The 14,462-nt window shown below is 70.5% G+C and carries 8 protein-coding genes; 4 read left to right on the top strand and 4 right to left on the bottom strand.

The window, feature by feature from the left end; genetic code table 11:
* Window positions 1-29: 29 nt before the first annotated feature.
* Entirely contained in the window at window positions 30-1,556 is a 1,527-nt protein-coding gene (locus QU603_RS02060; RefSeq protein ID WP_308492846.1) for an alpha-N-arabinofuranosidase, read from the top strand.
* A gap of 68 nt (window positions 1,557-1,624) precedes the next feature.
* Here the strand turns inward: QU603_RS02060 and QU603_RS02055 are convergent, their stop codons facing one another.
* Window positions 1,625-2,563 carry a DUF1214 domain-containing protein gene (locus tag QU603_RS02055; RefSeq protein WP_308492845.1) on the bottom strand — a complete coding sequence of 313 codons (939 nt, stop codon included), beginning with the start codon at window positions 2,561-2,563 and terminating at the stop codon, window positions 1,625-1,627.
* A 310-nt stretch (window positions 2,564-2,873) separates the two neighbouring features.
* Here QU603_RS02055 and QU603_RS02050 point away from each other — a divergent pair, with 310 nt between their 5' ends.
* The gene (locus QU603_RS02050; RefSeq protein WP_308492844.1) at window positions 2,874-4,526 is read left to right on the top strand and encodes an ABC-F family ATP-binding cassette domain-containing protein; all 1,653 of its coding nucleotides are present in this window, start codon (window positions 2,874-2,876) and stop codon (window positions 4,524-4,526) included.
* A gap of 43 nt (window positions 4,527-4,569) precedes the next feature.
* Here the strand turns inward: QU603_RS02050 and QU603_RS02045 are convergent, their stop codons facing one another.
* The 3 genes from QU603_RS02045 to QU603_RS02035 all read right to left on the bottom strand — a co-directional run bounded on the left by QU603_RS02045 (window position 4,570) and on the right by QU603_RS02035 (window position 8,679).
* Window positions 4,570-6,252 carry an NAD(P)/FAD-dependent oxidoreductase gene (locus QU603_RS02045; protein ID WP_308492843.1) on the bottom strand — a complete coding sequence of 561 codons (1,683 nt, stop codon included), beginning with the start codon at window positions 6,250-6,252 and terminating at the stop codon, window positions 4,570-4,572.
* A complete protein-coding gene (locus QU603_RS02040; protein ID WP_308492842.1) occupies window positions 6,249-8,084 on the bottom strand; it encodes a PAS domain S-box protein in 1,836 nt (611 codons plus the stop codon). Before QU603_RS02040 ends, QU603_RS02045 begins: the two co-directional genes overlap by 4 nt.
* A gap of 193 nt (window positions 8,085-8,277) precedes the next feature.
* Complete coding sequence (locus QU603_RS02035; protein WP_308492841.1) at window positions 8,278-8,679, bottom strand: GreA/GreB family elongation factor; 402 nt, start codon at window positions 8,677-8,679, stop codon at window positions 8,278-8,280.
* 122 nt (window positions 8,680-8,801) lie between these two features.
* On the opposite strand from QU603_RS02035, the gene QU603_RS02030 reads away from it, so the two are divergent.
* Window positions 8,802-13,523 carry an Lhr family ATP-dependent helicase gene (locus QU603_RS02030; protein WP_308493913.1) on the top strand — a complete coding sequence of 1,574 codons (4,722 nt, stop codon included), beginning with the start codon at window positions 8,802-8,804 and terminating at the stop codon, window positions 13,521-13,523.
* Complete coding sequence (locus QU603_RS02025; RefSeq protein WP_308492840.1) at window positions 13,516-14,289, top strand: DNA-formamidopyrimidine glycosylase family protein; 774 nt, start codon at window positions 13,516-13,518, stop codon at window positions 14,287-14,289. Before QU603_RS02030 ends, QU603_RS02025 begins: the two co-directional genes overlap by 8 nt.
* Window positions 14,290-14,462 lie beyond the last annotated feature (173 nt).

The raw sequence follows: 14,462 nt of genomic DNA, 5'->3' as shown, positions 1-14,462 counted from the left end.
GTTCGCACACACCTTTCTGGAGATATGAAGTGACCACCGACCTCAGAGCCGTCATCAACCTGGACCTTCCTGGTGCGACCATCAGCCGACACATCTACGGACACTTCGCTGAGCACCTCGGCCGGTGCATCTACGGCGGGTTCTTCGTCGGCGAAGACTCCCCGATCCCGAACGAGGGCGGCATCCGGCTCGACGTCGTCGACGCCCTCCGGGCGATCCGCATCCCGAACCTGCGCTGGCCCGGCGGCTGCTTCGCCGACGACTACCACTGGAAGGACGGCATCGGCCCGCGCGACCAGCGCCCGCGCATGGTGAACTCGCACTGGGGCGACGTCGTCGAAGACAACTCCTTCGGCACGCACGAGTTCCTGCACCTGTGCGAGCTTCTGAACGCCGACCCCTACGTGAACGGCAACGTCGGGTCGGGCACCGTCCGCGAGATGAGCGAGTGGGTCGAGTACCTCACGCGCGGTGACGACTCGCCGATGGCCGCGCTGCGTCGCCGCAACGGTCGCGACGAGCCGTGGAAGGTGCCGTTCTTCGGCATCGGGAACGAGCCGTGGGGATGCGGCGGCAACATGACCGCGGACCACTACAAAGATCTCGCCCGCCAGTACAGCACGTACATCCGCGACCACGGCGGCAACACCGTGTACAAGATCGCTGCCGGTGCGAACTCCGACGACTATTCCTGGACAGAGACGCTGATGGCCTCGCTCGCCTGCAACGACTGCAGCGGCGGCCTGAGCAAGAGCTTCCAGGCGGTGTCGATGCACTATTACACGATGTCCGGCGCCTGGGACGACAAGGGTGACGCGACGCGATTCACCGAAGACGAGTGGTATACGACCCTTCGCCGCGCGCGGCACATCGAAGAGCTCGTGCGACGGCACAGCGCGGTCATGGACGTGCACGACCCGCAACGCACCGTGGGCCTGGTCGTCGACGAGTGGGGCACCTGGTGGAACGTCGAGGAGGGCACCAACCCGGGCTTCCTCTACCAGCAGAACACCCTGCGCGACGCCCTGGTGGCATCCACCCACTTCGACGTCTTCCACGCCTTCGCGCACCGGGTCACGATGGCCAACATCGCCCAGACCGTGAACGTACTGCAGGCGATGATCCTCACCGACCCCGACTCGGGCGCGCTCGTGCTCACTCCGACCTACCACGTGTTCGAGATGAACACCGGGCATCACGACGCCGCCTCGCTCGAGGTCGCACTGGCCGGCGACGTGCCCACGCGCGACGTGGACGGCACGGTGCTGCCTCTCGTGTCGGCATCGGCGTCGACGAAGGACGGCAACGCGCTCGTCTCGCTGTCCAACCTCGACGCCGCCCAGGCCCACACCGTCGTGCTCGACCTGCGCGGGGGCCAGGTGGCCGGGTTCAGCGCCCGCGTGCTGACCGGCGGTGCCCTGCAGGCGCACAACACGCCCGACCGGCCCACCGCCGTGGTCCCCGTCTCTCACGACGGCATCCGCACGCACGCGCGGGGGCTGGAAGTCGACCTTCCCGCGCACTCCTACGTCACGGTGTCGCTGGAGCTGGCCTGAGGCGCGGGCCCGAGGGCTGGCCTGAGGCGCGGGCCTGAGGGGCGGGCCTGAGACGCGCCGCCCGATCGTCAGCCGGCGAGCGCGGGGAACATCCAGCTTCCGTCGAGCACCTCCGGCCGCGGCCGGTAGAGCCTGACGAGGTAGTTCCAGCCCTCGGTGATCGGCAGGACGTTGGCGGCGTCGGCGGGGTGGTCGCCGAACCGCACGGTGATCGTGCCGTCGTCGTTGCGAACCCCGGTGACGTTGTTGATCGTGTACGCGTCGCGGTCGTTCGGCTCGAAGAAGCCGTCGGCGTTGTACATCGAAATCGACCAGAACCCATCGACGGGCACCTCACCGACGGTCAGCTCGTACCGTCCCACCGGCAGCCGCGGGTCGACCCCGATGTAGCTCGCCTCGGCCGAGGGCAGCCCGCCCCAACCGGCCGCGGTGCCGATGAGGTGACGGACCGGATCGACCTCGCTCTGCGCACCGAACATGCGGTCGAACCCGCTCAGGTTGCGCGCCAGAGACAGGAGCGCGTTGCGCGTCTCGTCGAAACTGGTCGTGTCGTAGTCGGGCATCTCGAACGCAGCCGCTGATCCCGCATCCAGATCGATCCGGTCCTGGAGCGCCGCCACGGCCGCGAGATCCACGGAATCCGAAGGATCCACCAGGGTACGCACCGCGAGCACCGCGTATCGCGAGCCGAACTGCTCCTGAGTCAGCCGGTGCTCGCCGGCGTCGTGGAAGATCGCATTGATGTAGTGGTCCTCGTTCACGACCATCGCCGAGAGGTACCGCCGGCCGTGGTCCGGGATCGTGAACGTGGCGCCGGCGGCGAGATCCAGGACGGCGAAGCTGTACAGCGTGTCGCGGTTCAAACGGATGACCGTCTGCTTGTCGACAGCCGCAGGCAGGCGATTGTGCAAGAAGCGATTGATGCCGCCCGCATCCGATTGCAGGTCGTGCATCATCCGATGCGTCTCGGCACGCGCGAAGTTGTCGACACTGACATGGATTCCCATGACTCGAACACTGCACTACGGGGTCCTGACCGTCAAGCACGGCGGCATCGGCACGCGTCCGACTGCGACCGCGTCTGAGTTCTGCTAGAGTTTGCCGGTCCTTGTCCCGAGTGTGAGGAATGGAATGACCGAGATCTTCGCCGCGTGCTGACGCTGCGCTGATCCGTCGAAGCATCGACGTGTCGCGCCGTCACCGAACAATCCGCTGCCTCTGCAGCACGTTCGCGCGCTGACCGTCGATCTCTCCTCCCGCACTGTGCGGGATGCCTCGGGCATCGGTGTCGGCGCATCCGACACCGAGGAGGACCTCATGCACGACACCCCCATCATCCTGGACCGCATCACGCTCGCCTGGCCGGACGGCTCGCTCGCGCTCGACGACGTCTCGGGCGCGTTCGGCTCCGGACGCACGGGCCTGATCGGCCGCAACGGATCCGGCAAGTCGACCCTGCTGCGCGTCATCGCGGGCGAACTCGCCCCGACCGCCGGACGCGTGTCCGCGGCATCCGACATCGCGTTGCTGCCCCAGCAGCTGACCCTGGACGTCGACCGGCCGGTCGCCGAGCTGCTGGGCGTGGCCGACACGATCGCCGCGCTGCGCGCGATCGAGTCCGGCGACATAGACCCGCGGCACTTCGACACGGTCGGCGCCGACTGGGACATCGAGGCCCGGGCTGCGGCCGCCCTCGCCGAGGCAGGGCTGCCCGAAGGGGCGCTCGGGCGTCGTGTGGGCGAACTCTCCGGCGGCGAGGCGGTCCTTGCGGCGGTCGCGGGCATCCGGCTGCGCGGTGCGCCCATCACGCTGCTGGACGAGCCGACGAACAACCTCGACCGCGACGCGCGGGCGCGGCTGTACGACCTGGTGCTCGGCTGGCGCGGAACGCTGGTCGTCGTCAGCCACGACCTCGCGCTGCTCGAGCTCATGGACGACACCGCCGAGCTGTACGGCAACGAGCTGAGCGTGTTCGGCGGGCCGTACTCTGAGTGGCACGCATGGCTGGATGCCGAGCAGTCCGCCGCGCGTCAAGCCGAGCGCGCCGCCACCCAGGTGCTCGCGCGTGAGAAGCGCCAGCGCGTCGAGGCCGAGACCAAGATCGCCCGCCGTGGGGCGTACGGCAACAAGGCCTATGCCGAGAAGCGCGAGCCGAAGATCATCATGAACGGACGCAAGCGCGCCGCCCAGGTCTCGGCCGGCAAGCTGCGCACCGAGGTCGGAGCGAAGGAGACGACGGCCCGGGCGGCGCTCGATGTCGCCGAGCGGCGAGTGCGCGACGACGACAGGGTCGTGATCGACCTGCCCGACCCGGGGGTACCCGCCGGGCGGCGGATCGCGACGATCGGCGACGCCGAGCACGCGTGGATCGTCCAGGGGCCCGAGCGGGTGGCGCTGATCGGCGCGAACGGTGCCGGGAAGACGACGCTGCTCGAGCGGCTGATCGCGTCGGGCGTTCAGAACTCCGTCGATCTCGACGATTCGAGCATGAGACGAGACGATTCCGGCCCTTCGGACGCGGAATGGATGAGTTCTGCATACGCCGAGGCGCACACCGACCGCATCGGGTACCTGCCGCAGCGCGTCGACGGGCTGGATGAGATCGCCAGCGTGCTCGCGAACGTGCGCGCGGCCGCTCCCGGTGTGCCGCCGGCCGAGATCCGCAACCGGCTCGCCCGGTTCTTGATCCGAGGGGATGCCGTGGATCGGCCGGTCGCGTCACTGTCGGGCGGCGAGCGGTTCCGGGTGGCGCTGGCGCGGCTGCTGCTGGCCGACCCACCGCCGCAGCTGCTCGTGCTCGACGAGCCGACGAACAACCTCGACCTCGACACCGTCGGCCGACTCGTCGCGGCCCTCTCGGCCTACCGCGGCGCGGTGCTCGTGGTCAGCCACGACGACGCGTTCCTCGGCCGGCTCGACGTCGACACGACGCTCGAGCTCACTGCCGACGGGCTGACGCAGCGCGGCTGAGGCCGGGTACCCACCGCGTGCTGCACGAGGCCCTCCGCGGGACTCACTCGTGCAGCACGCGGTGCACGAACTGCACCGCCACCGACCCCTCACCCACGGCCGAGGCCACGCGCTTGACGGACTGTGCGCGCACGTCGCCGACGGCGAACACGCGCGCCACGCTCGTCTCGTAGAGGAACGGGTCGCGCTCGCCGTCCGCCGTGCGGTGACGCTGGGTGCCCAACCCAGAGCCGGTCACCACGAATCCGCGCTCGTCGCGCACGATCTGCGGCGGCAACCAGTCGGTGCGCGGCGAGGCGCCGATGAACACGAACAGGGAGGTGGCCGCCAGGATGCGCTCGTCGCCGCCCGAAACGGCATCCACCGTCACCTGCTCGAGATGGTCGGCGCCCGCGACTTCGCGCACGACGGTGCCGCATTCGACGGTGACGTTCGGCAGCACGGCGATCTGGTCGACCAGGTACTGCGACATCTTGGCACCCAGCTGGGTGGCGCGGCACAGAATGGTCACCGACCGGGCGAATGCCGAGAAGAAGACCGCTGCCTGGCCGGCCGAGTTCGCCCCGCCCACCACGATGATGTCTTCACCCGCGACGGTGTCGCGCTCGCTGAGCGCCGCGCCGTAGTACACGCCCCGCCCCTCGAACCGGTCGCTGCCGGGCACGTCGAGGCTGCGGTACGACACGCCGCACGCCAGGATCAGCGCACCGCAGCTGACCGTCTGCCCGCCGGCCAGTGTCAGTTGCGGGTACGGGCCCGACACGTCCACCGCCGCCACGGTCTGCGGAGCCATCACATCGACCAGGAAGCGTCGCGCCTGGGTGAGGGCGCGTCGGGCGAGGTCGGCCCCGGCGATGCCGTTGGGAAACCCGAGATAGTTCTCGATGCGCGAGGACTGCCCGGCCTGCCCACCGGCGACCATCTGCTCGATGCACACTGTGCGCAGCCCCTCGCTGGCGCCGTACACGGCCGCTGCAAGACCTGCCGGCCCTGCGCCCACGATCGCGAGGTCGAAGGTCTGCGCGTCGGAGGGAGCGGGGTGGCCGAGGGCGGCGGCCAGTTCCGGGATGCCGGGGGCCGACAGCTGCGTTCCGTCGGGCGTGATCACCAGGGGCAGCTCGCCGTCGCCGGCGGCGCTGCGCAGCATCCGCGCCTGCTTGTCGGTGTCGACATCCAGCCACACCATCGGGATCTGACTGCGCTGCAGGAAGTCCCGCACCAGGTGCGTGGCCTGCGACCAGCGACTTCCCACAACGCGGGTCAGCTGCTGGATCGGCGGGTGGGCCGCGTGCCAGTCGCCCAGCAGATCGTCGATGACGGGGAACAGCCGCTCCTCGGGCGGGTCCCACGGCTTGAGGATGTAGTAGTCCAGGTGCAGATCGTTGATCGCATCGATCGCGACGTCCGTATCGGCATACGCCGTCAGCAGCACGGTGCGCACCCCCTCGAACAGGCGAGACGCCTCGCGCAGCACGTCGACGCCGGTGATGTCGGGCATCCGCTGATCGCAGACCACGACGGCGACCTCATCGCCGCGCACGGCCATCTGCCCGAGCGTGGTGATGGCCTGTGCGCCGCCGTCGACGGCGATCACGCGGTGGTCATGGCCGTAGCGTCCGCGCAGATCGGCCCGGACGGCGGCCAGCACCGCCTGGTCGTCATCGACGGCCAGGATCACGGGACGACGACGGGCGGTCGGTCCGGATGCCGGGGCGGCGGCGCTCATGACGGGTCTCCTTCGGCTGCGGCATCCTGTGTTCTGTCGGCTTCCAGGCGCAACGGCAGCCGTACGCGGAAGACGGTTCGTCCCGGCCGCGAATCGACGTCGATCGTTCCGCCGCAGCCGCGCACGATGTTGAACGTGATGTTCAGCCCCAGCCCGGTGCCCCGGCCGGGGCCCTTCGTGGTGAAGAACGGATCGAACACCCTGTCGACCACCCCGGAGGGGATGCCCGGGCCGTCGTCTTCGATCTCGACCGCGACGCCGTCGCCGGCCGCCTCGGTGCGGATCACCAGCCGACCCGTGCCGCCCATGGCATCGATCGCGTTGTCGATGAGGTTCGTCCACACTTGGTTGAGTTCGCTGCCCGGCGCCTCGATGTGCGGCAGATCCGGCCCGTACTGTCGCTCGACCACAATCCCGCTCTTGAGCTTGGACTGCAGCATGACCAGCGTGCTGTTCAGGCCGTCGTGCACGTCGACATCCTGCACCGGCGCGCGATCCATGTAGCTGTAGTCCTTGAGCGCCCCGACGATCTGCGAGATGCGCTGGGCCCCGTGCCCGATCTGCTCCAGGATCGCGGCGGTCGAATAGGAGTCCGCCAGTGCGGTCAGCACCGCCGGCAGCGCCGACGGCGGGAAGGATGCCGCAACACGGTCGAGTGCATCGGGGTCGAGCTCCTGCGCCACGAGAGACCCCGCCAACGACCACGAATCGGCGACGCCTCGGGCATGCAGCCATTGCTCGACCTGTTCTTCGCGGTCGCTGCGAATCAGCGGGTCCAGCGTCGTCACCGACGACGCCCCGGCGGCGGCCGACCGGATGAGCTCGCCCAGTCGCGTCACGGCGTCGGCGTCGAACTCTTCGGCCGCCAGCGCCGTCAGCGCCGTGTAGGTGCGGGTCACCGCCTCTTGCAGCTGCGCCGCGCCGCGCCGCGCCGCAGCGGCCGGGTTGTTCAGCTCGTGCGCCATGCCCGCGCTCAGGCGTCCCAGTGTCGCCAGCTTCTCGCTGCGCACCAGAGCGGCGGAGCGCTCCGCGACGTCGTGCTCGAGTTCGTGCTGGTAGGCGGCGGTCAGCGCTTCGGCCTTCCTCACGTCGGTGACGTCGCGGAAGAACGTGTGTGTGGCGACGTACTCGCCGTCGCGGAAGCGTCCGGTGGCGTTGCCCTCGACGGGGAACGTGCGTCCGCCCTTGGCGATGAAGGTCACCTCGACGTGGTCGAACGACTCTCCTTGCATGAGCCGGGCGATCAGCATCGAGCAGTGCGCATAGTCGGCCTCGACGACGATGTCGAACAGGGTCAGGCCTGCCAGCTCCTCCTCGGTGTAGCCCAGATGCTCGTGCCACGCGCGGTTGACGAACATGAAGTGGCCGTCGGGGGCGATGGACTGCACGATGTCGTACGAGGACTGGATGAGGTCGAGGTAGCGCTGCTCGCTCTCGCCCACCGCCAGCTCGGCCTCGCGCTGGGGGGTGAGATCGCGCGCGACGGCACGGAAGCCCTGCTCGGCGGGCACACCGACGGCCGTCCACTGCAGCCATCGGTTCGTGCCGTCGGCTGCGACGAACCGGTTCTCGAAGCAGGTGACCTCACCGCCCCGACGGGCCTCGTCGAGCGCCGCGGCGGTGCTGTCGACGTCGTCGGGGTGCACGAACTCCAGCAGCGGACGAGAGGTCAGCACCGACATCGGCCGGCCGAGCAGCGGCATCCACCCCTCGGAGAGCTCCCGGAAGTATCCGTCGAATCCCGCGACGCACGTGAGATCCACGGACAGGTTCAGCAATTGGGCAGCAACGCCCTCGGGCCACTGCTCGAGCCCCAGCTCTGATGCAGCCAACGTCGTCCTCCCCAGAGACGCGAGTCGGCGGAGGCCGCCGCGGATGCAGCACCCTTCCGTGGGTCGCCCGTCGTCGGGCGGCCGGGCCCGCCGGCGGCACACGCCGCGGCCGGTCACGGCGAGTCTACAAGAACGCCGGCGTCGGCGGGTCGGCGTCGGCGCGGCCGCGGAGGAAGCGCTGGTGAGGCGGCCGTCAGGCGAAGGGCGTCGCCGAGACGATCGTCACGGTGAGGGTCGCGCCGTTCGGAGCCGTGAAGCTCACCTCGTCGCCCACGTGGTGCCCGTCGATCGCCGAGCCCAGCGGCGAGGTCGGCGAATACACGTCGATGTCGTCGTCGACCTGCGCGAGATCGCGGCTGCCCAGCAGGAACGTCTCGACAGAATCGTCCGAATGGAACTTCACCGTGATGCGCATGCCGGCCTCGACCAGACCGTCGTCGGGCTTGGTGCCGACCTCGGCATTGCGGATCAGCTCGCGCAGCTCGAGCACGCGGGCCTGATCTGCGTCGTCGGCTTTGGCCGTGAGCTCGGCAAGCTCGGCCTCGAGGGCCGCAAAAGCGGCCGGAGTCATCCACACGGGTCCTGTCAGGCTCATCACCTGCCCCCTTCCCCACTCGGTTGCACGTGGCAAAGAAGCTCCAGCTTATCCCGGATGTCGGCGAACACAGTAAAGATGGAGGAGTGAACCACCCCTCGGCAGATTCTGGGCATGGCGTGATGGACCGCTTCGGTGCCGCGACGCGGGAGTGGTTCGGCGGCGCCTTCGCGAGTCCGACCGATGCGCAGCGAGGGGCCTGGGCGGCCATCGCGAGCGGCAGACACGCGCTCGTGGTCGCCCCGACCGGCTCGGGCAAGACGCTCGCGGCGTTCCTCTGGGCGATCGACCGGGTCTTCCACGATCAGGATGCCGCGGCCGACGCGGCGACCCCCCGGACCGCGACGCACCGCACGCGCGTCCTCTACATCTCCCCGCTGAAGGCCCTCGGCGTCGACGTGGAGCGCAACCTGCGCTCCCCCCTGATCGGCATCGCCCAGCAGGCGCGCCGACTGGGCGTGCCGGTGCCCGAGGTCACCGTGGGGGTCCGCTCCGGTGACACCCCGGCATCCGACCGCCGAAAGCTGCTGACCCACCCGCCCGACATCCTCATCACGACGCCCGAGTCCCTGTACCTCATGCTCACGAGTCAGGCTGCCCAGACCCTGCGCGGCGTCGACACGGTGATCGTGGACGAGGTGCACGCGGTCGCGGCCACCAAGCGCGGAGCGCATCTGGCGCTGAGCCTGGAACGACTCGACGATCTGCTCGAGCGGCCCGCGCAGCGCATCGGCCTGTCGGCGACGGTGCGGCCGATCGACGAGGTCGCGCGCTTCCTCGGCGGCGCGGCGCCGGTCGAGATCGTCGCGCCGCGTGCTTCGAAGACGTTCGAGTTGAGTGTGGTCGTGCCGGTGGACGACATGCAGAACCCGCCTCCGGCCCCGGGACACGGGGCAGGGCCCGTGCCGGGTGCGGCAGGGGATGCCGCAGCCGACGACGACTGGTTCGCCTCGCCGTCCGGGCAGAGTGAGAACACCGAGATGACCGGGTCGATCTGGCCGCACGTCGAAGAGGCGATCGTGGACCGCGTGCTGCAGAAGCGCTCCACGATCGTGTTCGCCAATTCGCGGCGCCTCGCCGAGCGCCTGACCGGCAGGCTCAACGAGATCTACGCCGAGCGACTCGGCCTGAACTCGCCCGACCCGGCCCCGCCGGACGCGAGCACGCCGGTGCTGGCCAAGGCCCACCACGGTTCGGTCTCGAAAGAGCAGCGGGCCATCGTCGAAGACGAGCTCAAGAGCGGCGTCCTGCGGTGCGTGGTGGCCACCAGCAGCCTCGAACTGGGCATCGACATGGGGGCGGTCGACCTCGTGATCCAGGTCGAGGCTCCGCCCTCCGCCGCTTCGGGGCTGCAGCGGATCGGCCGCGCCGGGCACCAGGTCGGCGAGGTCAGCAAGGCAGACCTGTTTCCCAAGCATCGCAGCGACGTGCTGCACACCGCCGTGGTCACCGAGCGCATGCTCGCCGGGCAGATCGAAGCGATCGCGGTACCGCAGAATCCGCTGGACATCCTCGCGCAGCAGACGATCGCCGCATGCGCTCTGGCTCCGATCGACGTCGAGGGCTGGTACGAGACGGTCCGACGCAGCGCGCCGTTCCGTACTATGCCGCGATCGGCATATGAGGCCACGCTCGACCTTCTGGCGGGGCGCTTCCCGTCCGACGAGTTCGCCGAACTGCGCCCGCGGGTCGTGTGGGATCGGGATGCCGGCATCCTCACCGGTCGCCCCGGCTCGCAGCGCATCGCCGTCACCAGCGGCGGCACGATCCCCGACCGCGGTCTGTTCGGCGTGTTCGTCGCAGGCGAGAAGGTCGGCGCGCGCGTGGGCGAGCTCGACGAGGAGATGGTCTACGAGTCGAGGGTGAACGATGTGTTCACCCTCGGCACCACGAGCTGGCGCATCGTGGAGATCACGCACGACCGCGTCAACGTCGTGCCCGCGTTCGGTCAGCCCGGCAAAGTGCCGTTCTGGCACGGTGACGGCATCGGCAGACCCGCCGAGCTCGGCGAGGCGCTGGGACGATTCGCGAGGGACGTCGCGGTCGCCCCGCGAGAGAAGGCCGAAGCGCGGCTGGCCGAATCGGGGCTGGATGCCCGGGCCCGGGCGAATCTGCTGGCCTATCTGTCCGAGCAGCGCGAGGCGACCGGCACGCTGCCCACCGACACGTCGCTGACGGTCGAGCGCTCACGCGACGAGGTCGGCGACTGGCGCGTCATCCTGCATTCTCCCTATGGCATGCAGGTGCACGCGCCCTGGGCGCTGGCGGTGAACGCCCGCATCCGCGAGCGGCTGGGCGTGGACGGATCGGCGGTCGCCAGCGACGACGGCATCATCGCGCGGATCCCGGATGCCACCGCCGAACCGCCCGGTGCCGAGCTGTTCGTGTTCGAGCCCGACGAGATCGACCAGATCGTCACCGACGAAGTCGGGGGATCCGCGCTGTTCGCGTCCCGGTTCCGCGAGTGCGCGGCCCGTGCGCTGCTGATGCCCAGACTGAATCCCGGGCGACGCAGCCCCCTCTGGCAGCAGCGGCAGCGTGCGGCCCAGCTGCTGGAGGTCGCCCGGAGGTACCCGACCTTTCCGATCATCCTCGAGACCCTGCGCGAGGTGCTGCAGGACGTCTACGACCTGCCCGCACTGCTGCGGGTGATCCGCGGCATCGGCGAGCGCCGCATCCGTCTCGTGGAGGTGACGACGAACCAGCCGTCCCCGTATGCCCGCGACCTGCTGTTCGGATATGTCGGCGCGTTCATGTACGAGGGCGATTCACCCTTGGCCGAACGCCGGGCCGCAGCGCTGTCGGTCGACCCGGCGCTGCTGAGCGAGCTGCTGGGCAAGGTCGAGATGCGCGAACTGCTCGACCCCGACGTGATCGCGCAGTTCGAGCGCGAAGCGCAGCGCCTCGACCCCGAACGCCGCGCGCGCGGCCTGGAGGGGGTGGCCGACCTGCTGCGGCTGCTCGGCCCGCTCGACGCCGACGAGGTCGCCGCGCGCCTGCAGGACGACGCGGGCGATCACGCCGACGCCGCAGACACCGCCGAGACGAGGACGATCAGCCGAGACGAGGAGGATTCGAGACCGCATCTCCTCATCTCGGCTGATTCTCCTCCGGTTGGAAAGAGCGCCGACGACGATGTGATCGCCGGGCGCGCGGCCGGGCACCTCGACGAGCTCATCGCAGCGCATCGGGCGATCCCGATCACGATCGGCGGCCTCACGCGCACCGCGGCCATCGAAGACGCCGGGCGCCTGCGCGACGCGCTGGGGGCGGCGCTGCCGGTCGGCATCCCCACAGCGTTCCTTGAACCCGTCGCCGACCCGCTCGGCGATCTGGTCGCGCGCTACGCGCGCACGCACGGCCCGTTCCGCGCGGTCTCCGTCGCCGATCGGCTGGGCATCGGGGTCGCCGTGGCCCGGCACACCCTGCAACGGCTCGAGGGCCAGGGGCGGCTGGCGAGCGGCTTCTTCCTGCCCGTGGCGGCCGCCGACGCCGACGAGACCGAGTGGTGTGACGCCGAAGTTCTGCGGCGTCTGCGCATGCGAAGTCTCGCGGCGATCCGCGGCAGTGTCGAGCCGGTCCCGCCGCAGGCCTTCGCGCGGTTCCTGCCGACCTGGCAGCACCTGACCAGACCGCTGGAGGGCATCGACGGCGTGGCCGCCGTCATCGAGCAGCTCGCGGGTGTGCCGATCCCCGCCAGCGCCTGGGAGTCGCTGATCCTGCCCACGCGGGTGCGCGATTACACGCCGGGCATGCTCGACGAGCTGACGGCGACCGGCGAGGTCGTCTGGTCCGGACACGGCGCTCTGCCCGGCCGCGACGGCTGGATCGCGCTGCACCCGGCGGATGCGGCATCCCTCACCCTTCCCGAACCCGAGGGCGAGCTCGCACCCGACTCGCTTCAGCAGCGGCTCGTGAACATCCTGGGCGCCGGGGGTGCGTACTTCGCGGGTCGGCTGCGCGCGCTGGCCGACGCCGAGAACGAGCAGTCGGTGATCGAGGCGCTGTGGGCGCTGACCTGGGCCGGGCGCGTCACCAACGACACGTTCGCACCGATCCGCACGCTCCTGGCCGGCGGCTCGCAGGCGCACAAGATCACGCGGCGCACGCCGCGCGCTCGCATGTATCGCGGCATGTCGCTCGCGCGTCCGGCCGCACCGCCACGGCCGCCGGCGATCGGCGGGCGCTGGTCGCTGCTGCCCGATCCCGAAGACGACCCGGCGGTCCGGGCGACCGCCAACGCGAGCCTGCTCCTGGACCGCTACGGCGTCGTCACCCGCGGCTCGGTGCAGGCTGAGCAGACCCCGGGCGGGTTCGCCCAGGTGTACCGCATCTTGGCGGGGTTCGAAGAGGCAGGACACGCCCGCCGCGGCTACGTGATCGAGAAGCTCGGCGCCGCGCAGTTCGCCGCCTCCGCCACCGTCGACCGGCTGCGCGAGTTCGCCGGGCTCACCGATCCTCCGCCGCGCGACGCGATCACGCTCGCCGCCACCGACCCCGCGAACCCCTACGGGGCCGCCCTGGGCTGGCCGGCGCTGGAGGGCAGCACGCACCGGCCGGGCCGCAAGGCCGGTGCCCTGGTCGTGCTGGTGGACGGTGCGCTGTCGCTGTACCTCGAACGCGGCGGCAAGACCGCGCTGGCTTTCAGCGACGACGACGAGGTGCTGGGGGCAGGATGCCGCAGCCTCGCCGAGACCTCTCGCACGCGCAGGCTCGACACTCTCACCATCCAGCAGGTCAACGGCCAGGTCGTGTTCGGCAGCGCCCTGGGCCGCGCACTGCGGGCGGCAGGCTTCGTCGAGTCCACGCGGGGGCTCACCCTGCGCAAGGCCGCCCATGCCTGAGGGCGACACCGTCTGGCAGACCGCGGCACGGCTGCATGCGGCCCTGGCCGGGCGCGAAGTCACGCGATTCGAGCTGCGCGTGCCCCGCGAGGCCCTGGTCGACCTGGGCGGACAGACCGTCCGCGAGGTCGTGCCGCGCGGCAAGCACATCCTGCACCGCATCGGCGAGTGGACCCTGCACTCGCACCTGAAGATGGAGGGCAGCTGGGCAGTGCTGCGGCCCGGGGCCCGCTGGCCGCGCCCCGCGCACACTGCGCGGGCCATCGTGTGCGCCGACGGCGTCGAGACGGTCGGCTTCGATCTTGCCGAGATCGCCGTCGTGCGCACCGCCGACGAGCAGACGCTGATCGGCCACCTCGGGCCGGACCCGCTGCAGCCCGACTGGGATCCGGGTGAGGCGGCCCAGCGACTGGCCGCCGACACGAGGGAGGTGCACGTCGCGCTGCTGGACCAGCGCAACCTCGCCGGGCTCGGCAACGAGTATGCGAACGAGCTGCTGTTCGTGCGCGGCATCCTTCCCACGACGCCGGCGCACGAGACCGACACGGCGGCGCTCGTCGAGACGGGAGCGCGGATGCTGCGCGCCAACCGCGATCGGACGATCCGCACCTTCACCGGCGACAGCCGGCGCGGGTACGAACGCTGGGTGTACGGGCGGCAGAACCGCCCGTGCCGACGCTGCGGCACTCTCATCCGCCGGATGGACCTGGGTGCCGACCCCACTCGCGAGCGCATGGTGTTCTGGTGCCCGCGCTGCCAGCGCTGACCCCGTGTCGACAGCCGGCGACGACCGGACAGACTGTGCGGTCCCGATCCGCCCCCGGGCGGATTCGTCCGTTTCGGCCGCCGCTCGGTTGCGTGCCGGAGGCAAGCGGGCTTGACTCGGGGGCACCCGGTATGCAGCCGGGCGGCCGTCCAGGGCCGCGGAAGGGCCGGAGG

The organism is Microbacterium terrisoli (genome assembly GCF_030866805.1).
In the GTDB taxonomy this organism is placed as follows: domain Bacteria; phylum Actinomycetota; class Actinomycetes; order Actinomycetales; family Microbacteriaceae; genus Microbacterium; species Microbacterium terrisoli.
The sequence above is the reverse complement of the archived record's forward strand: the minus strand, read 5'-3'. Positions and strand labels throughout refer to the sequence as shown.